The organism is Trinickia sp. (assembly GCF_036503415.1).
GTDB lineage: Bacteria > Pseudomonadota > Gammaproteobacteria > Burkholderiales > Burkholderiaceae > Trinickia.
The window spans coordinates 1-21449 of the sequence record NZ_DASXWY010000067.1 but is presented as its reverse complement, the minus strand read 5'-3'; the positions used below and the strand labels follow the sequence as shown (position 1 = coordinate 21449).

At 63.2% G+C, this 21449-nt stretch carries 16 protein-coding genes; 7 read left to right on the top strand and 9 right to left on the bottom strand.

Annotated features, from left to right (window positions below; translation table 11 throughout):
* A complete protein-coding gene (locus VGL01_RS09390; RefSeq protein WP_331568624.1) occupies positions 1–798 on the bottom strand; it encodes a GntR family transcriptional regulator in 798 nt (265 codons plus the stop codon).
* 242 nt (positions 799–1040) lie between these two features.
* Here VGL01_RS09390 and VGL01_RS09385 point away from each other — a divergent pair, with 242 nt between their 5' ends.
* The 6 genes from VGL01_RS09385 (at position 1041) to VGL01_RS09360 (ending at position 9437) form a co-directional block, all read left to right on the top strand.
* A complete protein-coding gene (locus tag VGL01_RS09385; protein WP_331568622.1) occupies positions 1041–2024 on the top strand; it encodes a malate dehydrogenase in 984 nt (327 codons plus the stop codon).
* A gap of 250 nt (positions 2025–2274) precedes the next feature.
* Positions 2275–3273, top strand: a complete 999-nt coding sequence (locus VGL01_RS09380) for an HpcH/HpaI aldolase/citrate lyase family protein (protein ID WP_331568620.1) — start codon at positions 2275–2277, stop codon at positions 3271–3273.
* Between the two features lie 127 nt (positions 3274–3400).
* Positions 3401–3889, top strand: a complete 489-nt coding sequence (locus VGL01_RS09375; RefSeq protein WP_331568618.1) for a hypothetical protein — start codon at positions 3401–3403, stop codon at positions 3887–3889.
* A gap of 24 nt (positions 3890–3913) precedes the next feature.
* A complete protein-coding gene (locus VGL01_RS09370) occupies positions 3914–5365 on the top strand; it encodes a bifunctional 2-methylcitrate dehydratase/aconitate hydratase (protein WP_331568616.1) in 1452 nt (483 codons plus the stop codon).
* An 88-nt stretch (positions 5366–5453) separates the two neighbouring features.
* Positions 5454–8171, top strand: a complete 2718-nt coding sequence (acnA, locus tag VGL01_RS09365; RefSeq protein ID WP_331568614.1) for an aconitate hydratase AcnA — start codon at positions 5454–5456, stop codon at positions 8169–8171.
* 57 nt (positions 8172–8228) lie between these two features.
* On the top strand, positions 8229–9437 hold the full coding sequence (locus VGL01_RS09360) for a pyridoxal phosphate-dependent aminotransferase (protein WP_331568612.1): 1209 nt from the start codon (positions 8229–8231) through the stop codon (positions 9435–9437).
* Between the two features lie 130 nt (positions 9438–9567).
* Here the strand turns inward: VGL01_RS09360 and VGL01_RS09355 are convergent, their stop codons facing one another.
* The 5 genes from VGL01_RS09355 to VGL01_RS09335 form a co-directional block, all read right to left on the bottom strand.
* Positions 9568–10731, bottom strand: coding sequence for a lytic murein transglycosylase (locus VGL01_RS09355; protein WP_331568610.1), 1164 nt, complete (start codon positions 10729–10731; stop codon positions 9568–9570).
* A 273-nt stretch (positions 10732–11004) separates the two neighbouring features.
* Positions 11005–11841 (bottom strand): ABC transporter permease, encoded by an 837-nt coding sequence (locus tag VGL01_RS09350; RefSeq protein ID WP_331568608.1) that lies wholly within the window; start codon positions 11839–11841, stop codon positions 11005–11007.
* A 40-nt stretch (positions 11842–11881) separates the two neighbouring features.
* Complete coding sequence (locus VGL01_RS09345) at positions 11882–13141, bottom strand: ABC transporter permease (protein WP_331568665.1); 1260 nt, start codon at positions 13139–13141, stop codon at positions 11882–11884.
* Positions 13142–13239: 98 nt separating this feature from the next.
* Positions 13240–14301: an ABC transporter substrate-binding protein gene (locus tag VGL01_RS09340; RefSeq protein WP_414720210.1), complete on the bottom strand. Its 1062-nt coding sequence runs from the start codon at positions 14299–14301 to the stop codon at positions 13240–13242.
* Between the two features lie 83 nt (positions 14302–14384).
* Positions 14385–15494 carry an ABC transporter ATP-binding protein gene (locus tag VGL01_RS09335; protein ID WP_331568606.1) on the bottom strand — a complete coding sequence of 370 codons (1110 nt, stop codon included), beginning with the start codon at positions 15492–15494 and terminating at the stop codon, positions 14385–14387.
* A gap of 116 nt (positions 15495–15610) precedes the next feature.
* Between VGL01_RS09335 and VGL01_RS09330 the strand changes: the two genes are divergently transcribed.
* Positions 15611–17191: a PLP-dependent aminotransferase family protein gene (locus VGL01_RS09330; protein ID WP_331568604.1), complete on the top strand. Its 1581-nt coding sequence runs from the start codon at positions 15611–15613 to the stop codon at positions 17189–17191.
* 59 nt (positions 17192–17250) lie between these two features.
* Here the strand turns inward: VGL01_RS09330 and VGL01_RS09325 are convergent, their stop codons facing one another.
* The 3 genes from VGL01_RS09325 to VGL01_RS09315 form a co-directional block, all read right to left on the bottom strand.
* Entirely contained in the window at positions 17251–18222 is a 972-nt protein-coding gene (locus VGL01_RS09325) for a lipase secretion chaperone (protein WP_331568602.1), read from the bottom strand.
* A gap of 138 nt (positions 18223–18360) precedes the next feature.
* Positions 18361–19476, bottom strand: coding sequence for an esterase/lipase family protein (locus tag VGL01_RS09320; RefSeq protein WP_414720209.1), 1116 nt, complete (start codon positions 19474–19476; stop codon positions 18361–18363).
* A gap of 127 nt (positions 19477–19603) precedes the next feature.
* Positions 19604–21449: putative bifunctional diguanylate cyclase/phosphodiesterase (locus VGL01_RS09315; protein WP_331568600.1), on the bottom strand; the 1846-nt coding region annotated here is incomplete at its 5' end.

The window sequence follows — 21449 nt, the reverse complement described above, 5'->3', positions numbered from 1 at the left end:
TCAGCTCAGATCGTTCTGATAGTAGTACCCGGTTGTGACATACCAACCGCGGCGCACTTCGACCGCGCGATCGCCGTACGTATAGGACACGCGTTCCACGGACAACAACGGAAATCCTGCCGGCACGCCGAGCAGTTCGGAAACCGGAGCCTCGGCCGCCACGGCGCGGATCTTCTCGGACGCGCGGATCATCCGCGTGCCGAACTCCGCTTCGAACATGGCGTAAAGCGGCCCCTTGTATTCGCTCAGCCGCTCGAACGTCAGGCCGCGAAACACGCCGCCGGGCAACCAGATTTCATCGAAAACCGTCGTCGCGCCGTCGAACTCGAGCAAGCGCCGGATCTGGACGACCGGATCGGACGGCTTCAATTCGAGTTGGCGCGCAATCTCGGCCGGCGCGCGCAAACGCCGGCATTCGAGCAGCCGGCTCACGTGCGCGTGCTCGGCGCCGTCATCGGCCAGCAATCGCAGAAAGCGGAACTGCGCGCGCTCTTCGTTGTGCGTCGCAACGAACGTGCCCTTGCCCTGACGGCGCACGAGCAGATTGTCGGCCGCGAGTTCGTCGATGGCCTTGCGGACCGTCCCCTGGCTCACCTTGTAGCGCACCGCCAGCTCGACCTCGCTGGGAATGATCTCGCCGGGCTTCCATTCGCCGGACTCGAGACTCTGCGTGATAAGTGCCTTGATTTGCCGGTAAAGCGGGCTGAACGTCGGCGAAGTGGCGTTCCCGGCCGGCCCGTCTTCGGGTTGGCCGTTCTGATTCGCAGCGCTCGCCTGGTTCGCATTCATGCCGCGCATTTCAACATAAACGCGGCTCGCGCGTCCAGGTCTTCGTATCGATTCATGTGTCTTATATAAGACATAAGATAAGGTTGACTTTGCTCCACTGCGCTCCTACACTCCAGCGCGAACCGCGAGGCGCGCCGCGTATCGGCATACCGCTCGCCCAGAGCCGCTCGGCCTACACGCTTCGCGTAACGCGCATAAAATGGCGTTTTCCTAGTCAAAACGCACCAACGCATCGTCCTGGAGAGTTCTCAATGGCTAAGTCCGCTAAGCGCGTTGCCGTCACCGGCGCCGCAGGTCAAATCGGTTACTCGCTGCTCTTTCGCATCGCCAACGGCGATCTGCTCGGCAAGGACCAGCCCGTCATCCTGCAACTGCTCGATCTGCCGCAAGCGCAAGCCGCCGTCAAAGGCGTCGTAATGGAACTGGAAGACTGCGCGTTTCCGTTGCTCGCGGGCGTGGTCGTGACCGACGACCCGAAGGTCGCCTTCAAGGATGCCGACGTCGCGCTGCTCGTCGGCGCCCGCCCGCGCTCGAAGGGTATGGAGCGCAAGGACCTGCTTTCCGCGAACGCCGAAATCTTCACGGTGCAGGGACGTGCACTCAACGAAGCGGCAAGCCGCGACGTGAAGGTTCTCGTGGTCGGCAACCCGGCCAACACCAACGCCTATATCGCGATGAAGTCGGCACCCGATCTGCCGAAGAAGAACTTCACCGCCATGCTGCGCCTCGATCATAACCGTGCGCTCTCGCAACTGGCCGCCAAGTCGGGCAAGCCTGTGGCATCGATCGAAAAGCTCGCCGTGTGGGGCAATCACTCGCCGACGATGTACCCCGATTTCCGCTTCGCGACGGCCGAAGGCCAATCGCTCACCAAGCTGATCAACGACGACGAGTGGAACCGCAACGTCTTCATCCCGACCGTCGGCAAGCGCGGCGCGGCCATCATCGAGGCGCGCGGCCTGTCGTCGGCCGCCTCGGCGGCCAATGCGGCGATCGACCACGTGCGTGACTGGATTCTCGGTACGAACGGCAAATGGGTCACGATGGGCATCCCGTCGGACGGATCCTACGGCATCCCCGAAGACATCGTGTACGGCGTGCCCGTCACCTGCGAGAACGGCGAGTACAAGCGCGTGGAAGGCCTTGAAATCGACGCTTTCTCGCGCGAAAAGATGGACTTCACGCTCAACGAACTGCTCGAAGAGCGCGACGGCGTTCAGCATCTGCTCGGCTGATCGCGGTCGATGCCCGGCGCGCCGGTCCGCCCGCAGCAGCGGGCGTGCAAAAACCGGTGCGCCGTGCCTGAGTAGTTCTTGCAGTGCGCGGCGCGCTGGCAGCATGCTTTGACAGACGCGCCGCCGCCCGCAAGACTTCGCAGTGGATTCGCGCGCGCTTTGGCTTTCATCCTTGCGTTCGAGCACGTACCCGCAGAGCCCGCCCGAATCCGCTCTTGTTCACGACGACTGACGCTTTGTGACGCCGAAGATGCGCGCCCTCTCCCCCGCCGAAGTGTTGTTTGACGGCGAAGCTCCGCCGAGCGTCCTGCCCGTTTGCGACCACTATGCGGGCAGCGAAAAGCTGATGCTCAAATCGCTCGCGCTGCAGGCCGAGCTCGGGCCGGTCTTCGATGTCACGCTCGATTGCGAGGATGGCGCGCAAGTCGGCCGCGAGGCCGAGCATGCCGAACTCGTGGCGTCGCTCATCGGCAGCGAGCACGATGCGTTCGGCCGCGTCGGCGTACGTATCCACGACTTCCATCATCCGCATTGGCGCGACGACGTGCGGCTCATCCTGCGCGCCGCGAAACGCGCGCCGGCCTACATCACGCTGCCGAAGATTCGCCATGTCGCCGATGCGGCCGAGATGTGCGCATTCATCGAGGCCACGCGGCGCGAGCTCGGCATCGCGTCGCCGATCCCGACGCAACTGCTGATCGAGACGCACGGTGCACTCGCGCATGTCTTCCAGCTGGCCGCGCTGCCCACCGTCGAGGCGCTGTCGTTCGGCCTCATGGATTTCGTCTCGGCGCATGACGGTGCCATTCCCGATACGGCCATGCGCTCGCCGGGACAGTTCGACCATCCGCTCGTGCGGCGCGCCAAGCTCGAAATTGCAGCGGCGTGCCATGCCCACGGACGCGTGCCTTCGCACAACGTGAGCACCGAGGTGCGCGATATGGGAATCGTCTCAGCCGATGCGGAGCGGGCACGCGACGAATTCGGCTACACGCGCATGTGGAGTATCCATCCCGCGCAAGTGCCGGTCATCGTCGCCGCGTTCGCGCCGCGCGACGAGGCCATCGCGCTCGCCGCCGAGATTCTGCTTGCAGCGCAGGCCGCGCAGTGGGGACCGACGCGTCACGGCGACACGCTGCATGACCGCGCGAGCTACCGCTACTACTGGTCGGTACTGCGCCGCGCGCAAGCGACGGGCAAAACGCTACCAATAGAAACAGCATCGTTTTTCGCGGGGCCGGCCAAATAGGAGAAAATAGCGACCGCCGTGTCTCAAAAGACCCGGCCACCTGGGGTCAGCACCCGTCCCAATTGACGGTGAATATCGACCCAGGGCCCGTTTCCGTCTCAAAGTTACTCGAAAGGTCTCGATTCCCATGAAGAAATTGCTGCTTGCTTCCCTCATCGGCACGCTGTCCGCCACGATGCTGCTGGTCAGCGCCGACGCGGCCGCCCAGACGAGCACCCATTCGGCCACGGTGAAGAAGCCGGCGCCGAAGCACCGCATCGTCAAACGCAAGCCGGGCGCCACGCCCGCGAAAGCCGATCCCATCGAAGAGGGCTCGGTCGAATGGTCGTGCGCTGAAAGCCAGCACTTCGAGCTCAAGGGCGACATGAAGCGCGACCAGATCGTCACCGTGCACTGGGGCACCAAGAACTACAAGCTGCCGCGCGAAACGACGACGACGGGTGCCGATCGCTTCCACGATGCCGCGACGGGCATGGACCTCGTCGTGATCCCGACGAAGGCCATGCTGTTCTCCGACAAGGACAGCGCGCGTCTCGCCGACGAGTGCAAGACCGCGTCGATGACGCAAGGCGAGCCGGCGCCCACGCAAAGCACCGCCATCCAGAAGTCGAACTGAGCGCCAGGGCGCCAGCCTTCCTCCATGTCCGCCGCGATCGAAAACGTCAGGCCAGAGCCCGATCAGGTGCTGGTCGACATCGTCGACTATGTCCTGAACACCGGGATCGACAGCGCGCTTGCGCTCGATACCGCGCGCAATTGTCTGCTCGATACGCTCGGCTGCGGACTGGAGGCGCTTTCCTATCCGGCCTGCACCAAATTGCTCGGGCCCATCGTGCCGGGCACGATCGTACCCAACGGGGCGAAGGTGCCCGGCACGCAGTTCCAGCTCGACCCGGTTCAGGCCGCCTTCAACATCGGCGCGATGATCCGGTGGCTGGATTTCAACGACACCTGGCTCGCCGCGGAATGGGGCCATCCCTCCGATAATCTCGGCGGCATTCTGGCCGTGGCCGATTGGCTCTCGCGTACCGCCGTCGCCGCCGGGCGGGCCCCGCTCGTCATGCGCGACGTGCTCGTCGCCATGGTGAAGGCCCACGAGATCCAGGGCGTCGTCGCGCTCGAAAACGCGTTCAACCGCGTCGGTCTCGATCACGTGCTGCTCGTCAAACTGGCATCGACAGCCGTGGTGGGCCAGATGCTCGGCCTGACGCGCGACGAATTGATCAACGCCGTCTCGCTCGTGTTCGTCGACGGTCACGCGCTGCGTACCTATCGGCACGCACCGAATACGGGCTCGCGCAAGTCGTGGGCCGCGGGCGACGCCACTTCGCGCGCCGTGCGGCTCGCGCTCATCGCCAGGACCGGCGAGATGGGTTACCCATCGGCACTGACCGCGAAGACCTGGGGCTTTTACGACGTCCTGTTCAAAGGCAACGCATTCCGGTTTCAGCGTCCGTACGGCTCGTACGTGATGGAGAACGTGCTGTTCAAGGTCGCGTTTCCGGCCGAATTCCATGCGCAGACCGCCGTCGAAGCGGCCATGACGTTACACGGGCGCCTGCGCTCGAGCGGCAAGCGTGTTGCCGACATCGCCAGGATCACGATCCGCACACATGAAGCGGCGCTTCGCATCATCGACAAAAAAGGTCCGCTCGCGAATCCGGCCGATCGCGATCACTGCATTCAGTACATGGTCGCCGTACCGCTCATTTTCGGGCGCCTGACGGCGGCCGATTACGAAGACGCGCTCGCGGCCGATCCCCGTATCGATGCGTTGCGCGCGAAGATCGAATGCGTCGAGGACCCGCAGTTCACGAAGGATTATCACGATCCCGACCAACGTTCGATCCCCAACGGGTTGACGATCGTCTTCGACGACGGTTCGGCGCTCGACGAAGTCGTCGTCGAATACCCGATCGGACACAAACGCCGCCGAGCCGAAGGCATCCCGCTGCTCGTCGAGAAGTTCAGGACGAATCTCGCGCGGCGGTTTCCCGGCAAACAGCAGCAAGCGATTCTCGACGTCTCGCTCGATCAGGCACGGCTCGAAGCCATGCCGGTTCACGAGTACGTCGACCTCTATGTGATTTAGCGCCAGGCATGCAATGGTTTCAACGTATCAACATCAGGTTTCAGAAACGTCATAACGTCATTTCCTCGCTCCAAACCTAGGAAAAACCATGGCCCATAACCTCCACAACACGCTCAAGGAATTCGATAGCGGAAGCGGCAAAGGCAAGTTCTATTCGCTGCCGGAACTCGGCCGCGCCCTGAACGTCGAGATCGATCGTCTGCCGATATCGATCCGTATCGTGCTCGAATCGGTGCTACGCAATGTCGACGGCAAGAAAGTTTCCGAGGAGCACGTCGCGCAACTCGCCAATTGGAAGCCGACCGCCGCGCGCGTCGACGAAATCCCGTTCGTTGTCGCGCGTGTGGTGTTGCAGGACTTCACAGGCGTGCCGCTGCTCGCCGATATCGCCGCGATGCGTGGCGTGGCCAAGCGCACGGGCAAGGACCCGAAGGCGATCGAGCCGCTCGTGCCGGTCGATCTCGTCGTCGACCATTCCGTTCAGATCGATTATTACCGTCAGAAGGACGCGCTCGATCTGAACATGAAACTGGAATTCCAGCGCAATAACGAGCGCTATCAGTTCATGAAGTGGGGCATGCAGGCGTTCGATACGTTCAAGGTCGTGCCTCCGGGCGTCGGCATCGTGCACCAGGTCAACCTCGAATATCTCGCGCGCGGCGTTCACAAGAAGGCCGAGGGCGGCGATACCGTCTATTACCCCGACACGCTCGTCGGTACGGACAGCCACACCACGATGATCAACGGCATCGGCGTGGTGGGCTGGGGCGTCGGCGGCATCGAGGCCGAAGCCGGCATGCTTGGGCAGCCCGTGTATTTCCTGACGCCGGACGTTGTCGGCGTGGAACTCAAGGGCAAGCTGCGCGAAGGCGTGACCGCCACGGACCTCGTGCTCACGATCACCGAATTGCTGCGCAAGGAGAAGGTCGTCGGCAAGTTCGTCGAATTCTTTGGCGACGGCACCGCTTCACTGACGCTGCCGGATCGCGCGACGATCGGCAATATGGCGCCGGAGTATGGCGCGACGATGGGCTTTTTCCCCGTCGACGAAAAGACGATCGCCTATTTCAAGGGCACGGGCCGCACCGAGGCCGAAATCGCCGCATTCGAAAACTACTTCAAGGCCCAACAGCTCTTCGGCATTCCAAAGGCTGGCCAGATCGATTACACGAAGGTCGTGACGCTCGATCTCGCCACCGTTGCGCCGTCGCTCGCCGGTCCGAAGCGTCCGCAGGACCGCATTGAAATCGGCAACGTGAAATCGACGTTTGCCGAGCTGTTCTCGAAGCCTGTCGGCGAGAACGGCTTTGCGAAGAAGCCCGCCGACCTCGACGCGGCGTACAAGACGTCGAACGGTATTGCGTTGAAGAACGGCGACGTGCTGATCGCGGCGATCACCTCGTGCACGAATACGTCGAACCCGAGCGTGCTGCTGGCGGCCGGCCTGCTTGCGAAAAAGGCTGTCGAAGCCGGCTTGACCGTTGCTCCGCACATCAAGACATCGCTCGCGCCGGGCTCGCGCATCGTCACCGAATATCTGACGAAGACCGGGCTCTTGCCCTACCTGTCGAAGCTCGGCTTCGAGTTGGCCGCGTACGGCTGCACAACGTGTATTGGTAATGCGGGCGATCTGACGCCGGAGCTCAACGAAGCGATTACGACGAACGATGTCGTGGCGGCAGCCGTGTTGTCGGGCAACCGCAACTTCGAGGCGCGCATTCACCCGAACATCCGCGCGAACTTCCTGGCATCGCCGCCGCTCGTGGTCGCTTATGCGATCGCCGGCACGATCACGCGCGATCTGATGACGGAGCCTGTCGGCAAGGGCACGGGCGGCAAGGACATCTATCTCGGCGATATCTGGCCGTCGAGCGAGGAAGTCAACGCGCTGCTCAAGTTTGCGCTCGACGCCGATGCCTTCCGCACCAATTACTCGCAATTGACGAAGGACGGCGACCTCTGGAGCAAGATCGAAGGCGAGGAAGGCCAGGTTTACGATTGGCCGAAGTCGACCTACATTGCGGAGCCGCCCTTCTTCGGCAGCGAGTTCTCGATGCAGCCGGCGAACTCGATTCCGGCCATCACGGGCGCGCGCGCCCTCGGCGTCTTCGGCGATTCGGTGACGACCGACCACATCAGCCCTGCCGGCTCGATCAAGGAAGACTCGCCGGCCGGCAAGTGGCTGAAGGCGAATGGCGTGCAAAAGGCCGACTTCAATAGCTACGGCTCGCGCCGCGGCAATCATGACGTCATGATGCGCGGCACGTTCGCGAATGTGCGGATCAAGAACCTCATGATTCCGCCGAAGGCCGACGGGACGCGCGTGGAAGGCGGCTTGACGATTCACCAGCCGAGCGGCGAGCAGCTCTCCATTTACGATGCGGCGATGAAGTACATCGACCAAGACACGCCGACTATCGTCTTTGCGGGCGAAGAGTACGGCACGGGCTCGTCGCGCGACTGGGCCGCCAAGGGCACCCAACTGCTGGGCGTGAAAGCTGTCGTTGCACGCAGCTTCGAGCGGATTCATCGCTCGAATCTCGTCGGCATGGGTGTGCTTCCGCTGCAGTTCAAGGGATCGGACAGCGTGCAATCGCTCGGCATCACGGGCGAAGAGACGTACGATATCGAGGGCCTCGGAGCCGACTTCAAGCCGCAGCAGGAGGTCACGCTCGTCATCCATGGCAAGGATGGCAAGACGCAGCGCGTGCCGGTGTTGTTGCGCATCGATACGCCGATCGAAGTCGACTACTACAAGCACGGCGGGATTCTGCCGTACGTGCTGCGCTCGTTGCTGGCGGCGTAACCTTCGCAACGTTGTCCGCAGGCGCCGCGCCCGGTCCGGGCGCGGCGATATGTGTCCATGACAAAACTTTCATCACCGAGCGCACCGCTCGTCGGCGTACCCCATGCGCGCGAAGCGGTTCGCGCGCTGCGACCTTCGCAAATCCGCGAGGTGGCCAACGCAGGCTTCGGAAATCCGGACGTCTTGCCGTTCTGGTTCGGAGAGTCGGATCGCGCCACGCCACGATTCATCCGCGATGCGGCGTGCGCCGCGCTGGCTGCCGGCGATACCTTTTACACGCACAACCTCGGTATCGCGCCATTGCGCGAGGCAATAGCTCGCCACGTATCGGCCTGGCATGGTCCGACCGATGCTGGCCATGTTGCGGTCACGAGCGCCGGCGTCAACGCGCTGATGCTCGCATCGCAACTCGTCGTCGGCGCGGGCGACAAGGTCGTCGCGGTCACGCCGCTGTGGCCGAACATCGTCGAAATGCCGAAAATTCTGGGCGCTTGCGTCGAGACGGTGTCGCTCGAGTACGGCGCAAACGGTTGGCAGCTCGACGTCGATCGCCTCATCGGAGCACTGACGCCCGATACGCGCCTCGTCATCATCAATTCACCCAACAACCCCTCGGGCTGGGTGATGCCGCGCGAGCAGCAGCAAGCGGTACTCGATCACTGCCGGCGGCACGGAATCTGGATCGTCGCCGATGAAGTCTATGAGCGTCTCTATTACGACGACGCTCGTGAGGACGTCTGTGCGCCGTCTTTTCTCGATCTGGCGTCGCGGGACGAGCGGGTCATCTGCGTGAACTCGTTTTCGAAGGCTTATCTGATGACCGGGTGGCGCCTCGGCTGGCTCGTCGCCCCGGCATCGCTGATGGACGACCTCGCGAAGCTCATCGAGTACAACACGTCGTGCGCGCCGGCGTTCGTGCAACAGGCAGGGATCGCTGCCCTGGGCGACGATGGGCAGACCCCTCGTACGCTCGTACGCGCGTTGCGCGCGTCGCGCGATCATCTCGTTGCGGCGCTGCGGGCTCTGCCCGGTATCGATGCCGCGTCGCCGCCCGGCGCCATGTATGTCTTTTTCTCCATGCCGGGCGCGAAGGAGAGCCTTGCACTATGCAAAGCACTGGTACGCGAGGCGGGGCTCGGTCTCGCGCCGGGAAGCGCGTTCGGGCCCGAAGGCGAAGGATTCGTGCGCTGGTGCTACGCGTGCGATGTAGAGCGGATCGACGCGGGGATTGCTCGCCTGAGAAGATTCCTCGAATCGCACCGGTGACGGCGGTCGTGCGTCAATAGTTTTGAACATACGGAAACTATTGACGCGGGCACCGCGATGAACTCTAAGTTTACATATCCGCAAAACTTCGCCTCGGTACCGCGTGCAAACCTGCGCCGCATGCGCCGAATCAATGACCGCGCACTCGTTCGAGAAGCGAGGCACTCGCATACCCATCGGCGGGCAGTCCGTTCTTTGCCTGAAAGGCGCGAATGGCCGCACGCGTAGCCGGCCCCAGCATACCGTCCACCGTGCCCGCGTCGTAACCTTGCTGCCCGAGCAAAGTTTGAAGCAGCGTCAGACCGGGACGGTCAAGCGGCGGATCGTCCTTCGGCCATGTGCCGCGCACCTGCCCCTGCCCGTCGAAACGCTGAGCAAGCAGCGTCACGGCGAGCGCGTAGGACGTCGAGTTGTTGTAGCCGAGAATCGCGCGGAAGCTGTCGAACACGAGAAATGCCGGGCCTTTATACCCTGCCGGCAAGAGCACCGATGCTCGCTCGTCTTCGCGTAACGACGACGGTGAACTGCCAATGGGGCGCACGCCCGCACGAGTCCACTCGCCTACCGTCTTTTTGATGCCGAGGTCGGCCTGCGCATAATCGAAGCCGTCGCCAAGTGTGACTTCCAATGCGATGGGCTCGCCGGCTTGCCAGCCGAGCGATTGCAACAGATTGGCCGTTGACGCCAATGCATCTCCGCTGGACGTCCAGATATCGCGCTTGCCGTTGCCGTCGAAATCGACTGCGTAGCGGTTGTAAGTCGACGGGATGAATTGCGTCTGCCCCATTGCGCCAGCCCACGAGCCCAACATCTGGCCTGGCGTCACATCCCCGTGCTGGAGAATTTTCAGCGCAGAGATCAATTCTGTTTGAGCGAAGGCACGCCGGCGTCCGTCGTACGCCAGCGTGGCGAGCGATCTGATGACTTGCAGATCTCCCATTTGCTGACCGTAGTTGCTTTCGATTCCCCAGATTGCGGTAAGAATTCGTGGCGGCGGCGCATAACGCGAAGACACTGCCGCCAGCGTCGAAATATTGGCCGCCAACGCGTCGCGCCCGCGCTGTACTCGCGGAGCCGATAGTACGTTGTCCAAATAGTCCCAGATGGGCGTGACGAACTCGGGCTGCGCCTGATCCCGTGCGATCACCGCTGGATCTGGAGCGACATCGGCGAACGCACGGTCGAACGTTTGCTCTGTAATGCCGGCCGCAATCGCATCCTTGCGGAACTGCGCCTTCCAGTTATCGAAGGCCGCCGGGTCTACGGGTGCCTGCTCGGGAGCGGATGCGGGCATGGCCGACCTGGCCGGCGCAGCGGGCGCGGCTTGTGCGAAGGCGCCGGCCGGAAGGCAGGCGAAAAGCAACGCGGCACAGAGCGGCGCGCGGCGCGGAATACGTCTTTGTCGAGGTGTGCGGATCATGTCGTTCGAATGGGCGGGCGCCGTTCGGGCGCAATCGGATCGATTCTGAGGCCCTCGTTTGGCCGCAAGGTTCCCGCAATGCTGCCAGAAATGACGTGATCGAGGTACGGCGGCTCGCGTCGATAGGGCGACTCGATGCTCTTCCGGTTACGCCACCGCCCGCGCCGCGTTCCTCCCCCTCAACCATTCGAGCACGAGCAGCAGACACGTCGAGAACACGATCAGAATCGTGGCAAGCGCGGCTATCGTCGGCGTGATGTTCTCGCGGATACCAGTAAACATCTGCCGCGGCAGCGTGGTCTGATCCGCCCCGGCCAAAAACAGCGTCACCACGACTTCATCGAACGAAGTCGCAAACGCAAACAGCGCACCGGATATCACCCCAGGTGCAATCACGGGCAGCGTAATCCGAAAGAAGGTCCGCGTCGGATTGGCGCCCAGCGATAGGCTCGCCCGCACGAGATTCCCGTCGAAGCCCTGCAACGTCGCCCCGACTGTCGTCACGACAAACGGCACGCCCAGCGCGGCATGCGCCATGATGAGCCCCGCATAGGTGTTCGCCAGCCCGAGCGGGGCAAAGAACAAATACATGCCGACACCGACCACGATCACCGGCACGATCATCGGCGAAATCAAAATCGCCATCAGCACGGCCTTGCCGCGAAAATTCGCCTTGGCCAAACCGAGCGCCGCGAGCGTGCCAAGAACCGTTGCGAGGAGCGTCGCCGACGGCGCGACGATAAAGCTGTTCTTGGCCGCCTGCTGCCATTCGCCCGACGTCACGAGATTGACGTACCAGCGCATCGACCAGCTCGGAATCGGATAGACCAGAAACGTGCTCGACGAAAATGAAAGCGGCACGATGGCGAGCACCGGCAACACCAGATAAAGCAATGTAAGCGCGGCCAGGCCACGTAGCCCGAAGTACCAAATGCGCTCGATGAGCGACGTATGCGGCGCAAACATCGGTTTGGCGAATCTCATGTTCAGCTCCGTTCCCGTTACCCGTCAACGGGAAACCAAATCAAAGGCTCGGCTGGGCACGCGTAAAGCGCCCATAGATCGCATAAAGCACGAGCGTGGCTGCAAGCAACAGACCGCCCAACGCACATGCCATCCCCCAGTTGATCGTCACGTTCGTAAAGTAGGCCACGTAATAACTGACCATCTGGTCGTCGGGCCCACCCAGCAATGCAGGCGTGATGTAGTACCCGATCGACAGAATGAAGACGAGCAGCGCACCCGCTCCGATGCCGGGATAAGTCTGCGGCACATACACGCGCCAAAAGGCGGCAAACGGATGGCTGCCCAGCGAAACGGCCGCACGTTGATAAGTCGATGGAATCGCCTTCATGACGCTATAGAGCGGCAAAATCATGAAAGGCAACAGAATGTGCGTCATCGATATGTACACGCCCGCCCGATTGAACAACAGCGCGAGCGGCGCATGAGTCAATCCCAGCGACTGCAACGTGCGATTGACGAGCCCTTCGCTTTGCAGCAGCACGATCCAGGCCGCCACACGCACGAGAATCGACGTCCAGAACGGAATGAGCACCAGGATCATCGCCAGATTGGCACGCCGCTCGTCGAGCGTCGAAATCCAGTACGCGAGCGGATAGCCGAGCAGCAGCGCGGCCAGCGTTACGACGGCACTGATGACGAACGTCCGCCCGAAAACCGTCAGATAGATGCGTTGATCGGGATCGGTCGCCTCGATATGGCCAAACGCGTCTTGCCGATGGTCGAGCGAGGCAAGCAGGTAAAACGGCGAGTAACGCGACCCATTTTTCGCAATCGCACGCCAGTAACGCGCGTCATCCCAGCGCCCATCGATCTCGATCATCCTCGCGCGAATCTGCTCGGGCGGGAGCAACTGACCCGCATCGTCCTTGAGCGGCATCGCCCGCGCAGTCTTTGCAACGAGCGAGCGGTACCCCGGGATTTCAACGTTCAGCCGCCGCGCGAGACCGCCGAGCGACTCGCCATCCTCGAGCGTAGTCAAATCGGCCGCCAGCGCGGCATAGGCCGTGTCGGGCAAAGCACTCTTGCGATCCCAATGGCGCAGTTGCGCAACCGTCTTGGGCAACGCACCCGCGACCTCGGGATTCTCGACGGCTCGCGTAAGCAGCGCTCCGATCGGGACGACAAAAATCAGCAGCAAAAACACCGCGAGCGGCGCGATCATGAGCAAAGCCACTGCCCGCTTACGAGCCTGTGCGGCCCTCAGTTCACGCTTGAGCGCAGCGCTCGCCGCCGCATTCAACTCGCCCGTGATCGTCATCGTGTTCACGCTCATCTCCCACCGTGCCTCTCGCGCTGCGTGCCACCCACTCTTGCGAGCGGGCGGCGCCGCGGTGTCGCTTCAGATCGTCTCGCCGCTTACTTCGAGGCCCACGCCGCGAAGCGTTGCTCGAGTTCGTCGCCGTAATCGGTCCAGAACGCCGCATCCTGCAGCACGGCGTTCTTGCCATTGGCCGGCGAATTCGGCAGATTGGCCAGCGTTTTAGCGTCGAGCGATTTGATCGCGCCGCGGTTGGCGGGACCGTAAGTGATGTGCTGCGCGTAGACCTTCTGCGGATCGGTGGACACGGTGTAGGCGATGAACTTCTCGGCCAGCGCCTTGTTGGGCGAGCCCTTCGGAATGACCCAATAGTCGAGATCGTAAATGCTGCCGTTCCAGACGACCTTGAGATTCTTACCCTCGCTTTGCGCCGCGCTGATCCGGCCATTGAAGGCGGAAGACATCACGACGTCGCCCGCAACGAGAAACTGCGGCGGCTGCGCACCGGCTTCCCACCACTGAATGTTCGGCTTCAGTTCGTCGAGCTTCTTGAACGCGCGATCCTGACCTGCCTTCGTGGCGAGCACCTTGTAGACGTCCTTCGGCGCGACACCGTCGGCCATCAGCGCAAACTCCAGATTGCCGCGGGCACCTTTACGCAGGGCCCGTTTGCCCGGGAATTTCTTCACATCCCAGAAATCGGCCCAGCCGGTCGGCGCGGTCTTCAGCTTGTCGGCGTTATAGGCCAGCGCTGTCGACCAAACGAAAAAGCCGACACCGCAAGTGCGCGGCGATTCGGGGATGAGCTGGTCTTTTTTCGCGATCTTCGACCAGTCGAGCTTCTCGTACAGACCTTCGTCACAGCCCCGGCCCAGGTCGCCCGATTCCACTTCCACGACATCCCAGTTGACGTGCTTGGCTTCCACCATCGCCTTGATCTTGGCGGTCTCGCCGTTGTATTCGACGGCCGTGACCTTGTCGCCGGTCTGCTTCTCGAACGGCTGGTAGTAAGCCACCTTCTGTGCGTCGGCATTCGCGCCGCCGAAGTTGACGACGGTCAGCTCGGCGGCCTGCGTTACCGCCGCGAACGAAAGCGTCGCGGCGGCGGCAAGGGCCACCGTCACAGCGCTACGGTGCAGCGAAATCATGTTGGTCTTCATCTGGGTTCTCCTCTTCGTGGGCGGATCCGCCACTACGGCGACGGGTAATGTGCAGCGCGCGCGAAACCGTGGCTTCGCGCGGGTCAAGCAAAAACGCGCAGGTGTTCAGGAGCAAACTCGAGCGCGATCGGCGCCCCCGGCTCGAACGCATCGATCGCCTCGGTACCGAGCGGCACCTTGACGAAGCACTCGTCCTGTTGCGGCACGGCGCAGCGCATGCGCACGTGGTCGCCGAAATAGATCAGGCCGCGCACTTCGCTCGCCAGCGCATTGTGACCGTTGCGGCCGCCGCTCGTGGCGCCGTTGCCCCCCTGCGCAAGCCGCAAGCGCTCGGGACGGATGCAGGCAATGGCCGGCGCGCCGGCAATCGCGTTGGCGACATTGCGGCCAACGACGTGCGTGCCGTCGCGCAAACGCAGTTGGCAGAATTCGCCGTCCACGCCGGCGATCGTGCCGTGCAGCGTATTGCTGTCGCCGATGAAGTTCGCGACGAACTCGTTGCAGGGCGATTCGTAGAGCCGGTCGACCGTATCGAGCTGCTGGACGATCCCTTTGTCGAAGACGGCTACGCGGTCCGACATCGTCAGCGCTTCGCCCTGGTCGTGCGTCACGTAGACGAACGTGACGCCAAGCTTCTCGTGAAGCGCCTTCAGCTCGAGCTGCATGTGCTCGCGCAGTTGCTTGTCGAGCGCACCGAGCGGCTCGTCCATCAGCACGAGGCGCGGCTCGAATACGAGCGCGCGCGCAAGCGCAATGCGCTGCTGCTGCCCGCCCGACAGCTGGGCCGGATAGCGTTTCGCGAACGCTTCCATGCGCACCATCTTGAGCGCGTCATGCACGCGCGCCGCGCGCTCGGACGCGCCGAGCTTGCGCACGGTCAGCGGATATTCGACGTTCTGGGCAACGGTCAAATGAGGGAAAAGCGCATAGTTCTGGAACACCATGCCGATATTGCGCTTATGCGGCGGTACGGTGTTGAGCAGTTGTCCGTCCAGCCGGATCTCGCCGCCGGTCGGAAACTCGAAGCCGGCAAGCATCATCAGGCAAGTGGTCTTGCCGGAACCGGACGGCCCGAGCAGCGTCAGGAATTCGCCCTGGTAGATGTCGAGGTCGAGCCCCTTGACGACGAGCGTCTCGCCGTCGTACGTCTTGCGTACGCCGCGAAAGCTAACGATCACTTGTTCCGATTTCATCGTCTCCTCCCGAATGGCTCCATCGACAGTTGCGCACCGCGCTTCCTGTGCGATCCAATATAATCTGTTACGGTTCCACTCAACGGAGCCATTTCATTATTCCGAGAGGAACCACTTTGGACACGATCATCTTGTCCGACTGGCTCGGCGCGCGGCTCGAGCGCGGTACGACCGAACCGATGTACCGCCAGGTGCTGCGGCTGGTCCAACAGGCCATTCTCACTGGGCAACTCGCGCCCGGCACCAAGCTGCCGAGCTCACGAACGCTGGCCGAAGACCTCGATATTGCGCGCAATACGGTGCTCCGTGTCTACGACCAACTGACCGCCGAAGGCTACGTGCTTTCCACCACGGGCAGCGGCACTTATGTTGCCGATACCCGCCCGGACGCGGCAGCCGTGCGCGTCAAACCCGCGGCCCGAACGGATCAGGGCGCCGGTGCGGCGAATACGCCGAACGTGCAAACAGGCACGGCTCCCGGCTCCGCCGCAGGGAAAACCCTGAGCAACGCCGCGGCACCCCTCCTCTCGAACCGCGGCCGGCAGCTGATCGCGCGTGCCGGCGTGGCGCCGAAGCAATGGGGCGCATTCATGCCGGGCGTCCCCGATGTCAAGGAATTTCCCGCTCGCACGTGGAGCCGCCTGCAAGCGCGGCTCTGGAAGGAGGCCAACCCCGAGCTGCTCACCTATGCGCCGGGCGGCGGCTACCGGCCGCTGCGGCGAGCGCTCTCCGATTATCTGCGCGTCGCGCGCTCCGTAAAGTGCTCTCCCGATCAGATCATCATCACGACGGGCATCCATCAGTCCATGGATCTCGCCGTGCGGCTTCTGACCGATGTCGGCGATCGCGCCTGGGTGGAGGAACCTTGCTATTGGGGCGCGCGCAGCGTGTTGCAGTCGTCCGGGCTCGCGCTCACGCCTGTGCCCGTCGACGACGAAGGACTCAACCCGCGCGAACCCTCGTTGAAAGAACCGCCGCGGCTCGCCGTCGTCACGCCCTCCCATCAATATCCGCTCGGCATGGTCATGAGCCTCGCGCGGCGCCGCACGCTGCTCGAATACGCGCGTCAGCATCGAATGTGGATCGTCGAGGACGATTACGACAGCGAGTTCCGCTACGGCAGCCGGCCGATCGCGTCGTTGCAGGGGCTCGACGAGGCCGGACGGGTCATCTACGTCGGCAGCCTGGGCAAGATTCTGTACCCGGGGCTGCGAATCGGCTACATGGTGGCGCCTGAAGATCTCGTCGATACGTTTCGTACCGGCGTAGCCGAACTGTATCGGGAAGGCCAGCTCATGCACCAGGCCGTGCTCGCCGAGTTCATCATGGATGGATACCTTACGTCGCATGTACGCCGCATGCGCACACTTTACGGCGAGCGCCGTCAATTGCTCATCGATGCGATCGCGTCGCGCTTCGGCGACGCGCTACCCGTGATGGGCGATGAAGCCGGCCTTCACCTCGTGCTGGGGCTGCCCGACTCGGCCGACGATCGCGCGGTGACCACCGCGGCGTTCGAAGCCGGCGTGATCGTGCGGCCGCTCTCGGCCTACTACAGCGCCGAACACGCTGCGCGGCGCGGCCTGCTGCTCGGCTATGCCTGCGTACCGAACGATAAAATGGCGCCGACTTTCGATACGCTGGCACGCGCGATTGAAAGCCAGCTCGGCAAGCGCCGCACCGAGCGGGTCGCATGAGCTCGCGCTCGCCTGCACCGCGCTCTCGTCGCGTAGCCCCGCACACGTTGATGAATCCGCTACCGCGCAGCCCCCGCATCGAGCGCTGCCGCACGCACGCGCTCGCCCGCAATCGGAAACATCCGCTCGCGCAGTTGTGTCACGCGCCCCTCGTAGGCCTCGGCCGAGAGCCCCATCGCATCGATCTGCGCCCGCTGCGCCGAGTAATCGGCATATCGTGCACGCCATTCGTCGTCATGCCTGCGCATTTGCACGATCCGCTCGGCCACCTGAGCACCCAACGCCTGAGTGGCTTGCGCGCGCAATTCGTCGGCCGAGCCCTGCTGCCGGGCCAATTCGGCGATCGTGTCCACGCTCGCTTGCGCTTTAGCCTCGCGCTCGAGCGACGCGCGCTCTTCGGCCGGTAACGATTGCCTCCATGCGTCGAGTCGTGCGGCCCTTTGCTCGTCCGTCAACGTCGGATCGCTGGCGATTCGCAAGCGCGCGAGCGCATAAGCCGTCGTTCGCCACTGCTCGCCAAAGAAGGCTTCGCTCCACGCAGCACCCATCGTGCGGCTCGCGAGCGACGCCCGCGCATCGAACGCCGCCTGCAATGCGTCCGCATTTGCGCTGGCGACGCGCTCGATAGCAGGAACCTGCAGCGGCGCGAGATCGGCCAGCCCGGAGAGGTAGCTACGGTAGCGCTGCCAGAGATCGAGCGCTTCCGATTGGGCAATGCTGCCCTCGAGCTGCGCCGCAATCGCTCGCCTGACCATGGCATCGAGCACTTCGGGCGTCACTTCGTGACGAGCCGTCAGGAAATAGTCGAAGAAGTCTCGCGCGGCGCGCGTGACGGCCAAATGTCCCCGGACATCGAGCGGCAAGCGCGGCGCCATCGATCCGGACAGCGACCGCGGTTCGACCGCGCCCGATGTTGCCGCGCTTGGCCCGGCTGACCGCGAAATTGCCTCGCGCTCGCCGGCGCTCGAGTGCCGCGACAGCGTCGAACGTCCGACAGGTTTCGTTGCGTGATTGGCGAGACCGTCGGCCATGGAGAGATCCACGCACCAAACCACGAACGCAAACGCCGCAAGGGCGCTCAGCGTTGCTGCAACGGCTCGAAAAGCACTGCACGACAGGAACGAGCGCAAGCGTGAGCCTGCGCTGCTGCGCGAACCGCCGGCCACGCGCTACAGTCCCTGCAGCTTCAACCGGTTCGCATGCGTGCGAATCACGGCGACCGGGTCTTCCGCGTTGCTCCCAATCAGACCGAACAGTTGATTGATTTCGTCCAGATGGTTCCAGTGATAGTGAGTGCCGAGCACGTTGCCATAGAGCGCACTGCACAGCGAGACGAGTCCGTCGTTGGGCACCGCGTTGCGGTTGGCCATGATCGTGCCCGTGCCGAAAAGCGCCAGCGTGCCCGGATCTGCGAACAGAGCGGGATCGAGCGCACCGGACACGCTCGTGTCTTTCGCGCCGCGCACCCCGAAGAGAGACCCCTTCGGCTCGATGGCCGTGCCTGCCCACGAATAGAGGTAATGCGTGTAGCCGCCCACCGTCTCGGTGGCCGCGCCCGTCGTGCAACTGCCGGGCGCGCCCAGGCCCGCGCTCGGCACCGCCGCATTGAAGGAAGCGACGCCGGCACTCGTCAGCTCATGCAACGCCGCGAGTGCATTTTGGTTCGTATTGCGATTGCTGCTCAGCAATACACCGAGGACGTTGGCGAGCTGCGCGATGGCCGGTTGCGCGAGCCCCGTCGGGTCCTTGCGCATCGCGTCTTGCACGAAGTCGGCGAACTCTGAGCCGTGATGCGGCGTGCCGATCGTCGTCACCGACGCCACGAGCTCCGGCGCCACGGCCGCCACGTAGCGCGCACTGAGGCCACCCTGGCTATGCCCGATCAAGTTGACCTTTTGCGCGCCCGTCGCCACGAGCACCTCTTTGACGAAGCCGAGCAACTGCTCGCCGCGCCCATTGGGACCGAGGTCACTCTGGAAACCCGAAAGATTCGCCACATAAACCGCCGCGCCATGCGATTGCAGATCGCGCGGAATGCCGTACCAATAGTCGAGCACATTCGCGTACCGGTCCGTCCCGGTGAGACCGTGCACGAGCACGATGGGGTAGCGCGTTGCCGCATAGGAATCGGCCGCGCCAGCGGTGGCAACGGTGGCCGCCGTTGACACAGCCGCCGAGATCGTCTGGGACGCTCGCGCCGCGCCCACACCGGCCGGCCACGTCGCAACGATCGACGCAAGCACTATGGCGCCGGAAAACACCGCCCTTTTGATCGGTCCTGTCATGTCGCCCCCTCCGATTCGTCCATCGGAAATGATCTGATTTGGGTCAGGCAGCGCGCGGAGCCCGCCGCCCGCCAGCGACATGAAGTGAAGCAATAAACGCGAATAGGTGTAAGCGAAAAAAACGGATTTAGACAAGATTCACTAATCGAGAAGGGGTGCAACCAAGGCATGCGATCCGCTCCGGTGCATCCTTTGCCGAAACGGGAGGCGAAAAAATGTACCCCTGAATTGCATCGCAATGCACGCCGACCAAAAAATTCAGCTGATCGGCCGTTTCCACCCCTTCCGCGACGACTTCGAAATGCAGGCTGTGCGCGAGCGCCAGGATTGCCTTGATGATTGCTTCGTCCTCTCGGCTCTTGCCGATGCCGTGCACGAAAGACATGTCGATCTTGAGCCGGTCCGCATGAAAGCTGCGCAAATACGACAGGCTCGAATAACCGGAGCCGAAGTCGTCGATCGCGATCGCTACGCCGATCTCGCTCAGCGCCCGCAGTGTCGGCAGCGCGCCTTGCGCAACCAATGCGCGCTCGGTGATTTCGATCTCCAGGCGCTCCGGCGAAAGCCGCGCCTTGTCCAGCGCCTGACGCACCGTATGGTGAAAGTCCCGCCGTGCGAGCTGGCGCGGCGAAACGTTGATCGACATGCGCACCCCAGGCAGCACGTTTTCCCAAAGCTTGGCCTGAGCACAGGCCGCATCGAGGACCCACTCGTCGATCGATGCAATGAGACCGAGTTCTTCCGCGAGCGGAATGAACGATGCGGGGCTGACCGCGCCAAGCTCCTCGTCGTTCCACCGGATCAGCGCCTCGACGCCCGTCACGGTCATCGAACCTGTGTCGATCTGCGGTTGGTAGACGAGCTCGAACGCATCGGCCGCCAAGGCCTCGCGCAGCCGACGCGACAGCAGGATCCGGCGCTTGGCCTCGTGCGCGAGCTCCGCCCTGAAGTGCTGAATGCTGTTGCGGCCGAGCGCCTTCGCGCGATACATCGCGAGATCCGCATTCCGAAGCAGGGATTCCGCATCGGCGCCATCCGTCGGATAGCAGGTCACACCGATGCTCGATTGCACGTGCAATTGGACATCGTCTATCGCGATCGGTGCGTCGAATGCCCGCTTCACACGTTCGAGCGCCGCTTGAAGTGCATCGTCGCGCTTCGTGCAATCGATCAGGACAACGAACTCATCGCCGCCATACCGCGCGACGGCATCGTCGGCGCCGATCGCACTCGCCAGCCGGATTGCGGCTTCGCGCAGCAGCGCATCGCCCGCGCCGTGACCCAGGCTGTCGTTGACGTCCTTGAAATGATCGATGTCGATGAAAAGCAATGCGAACGCGTCGCTTTGCCGAATGGCCTGGTCGAGCAGTTCGGCGAGCATGACTCTGTTCGGAAGCGCCGTCAGTGCGTCGAACCGTGCCTGCCTGAGCAGCAGGTCGCGCGATTCGATGAGCTCGCTGACATCGTTGATGACCGCGATGTGATGCGTATGGGGTTCATCTTCGGGATGAACCGTTGAAACATGCAGCTGGTTCCAATACGTCTTGCCATCTTCCCGGCGGCTGCGCAAAAGGGTCGAGAGGTCCGCCTTTTGCACGAGGCTGCGGCCGATCGCCGCGACGACCGCGTGATGACCGAATCGGCTGTCGACGGTGCTCAGGTCGCACCCGACGATATGCTCTCGCGCAAATCCCGTGATCTTCTCGAACGCAGGGTTCGCGTATTCGATGACGTTGCCCGCATCGGTCGGCCGCATGATCAACACACCGTTGCCGATGGCATCGAGCGCCTTGCTGCGCAGACGCAACGCGAGCTCGGCGTGTTTTCGCCTTGTCACGTTGATTGCCGTCACGAAACAGGCGTCATGCCCCGCATAGTCCAGAAAATGATAGGACAGCTCGACGAAGATACGCGCTCCGCTCTTGTCGAGCTGCCGGCACAGTCCCGCCGATCCGCTCAGCACCTCGGCCTGC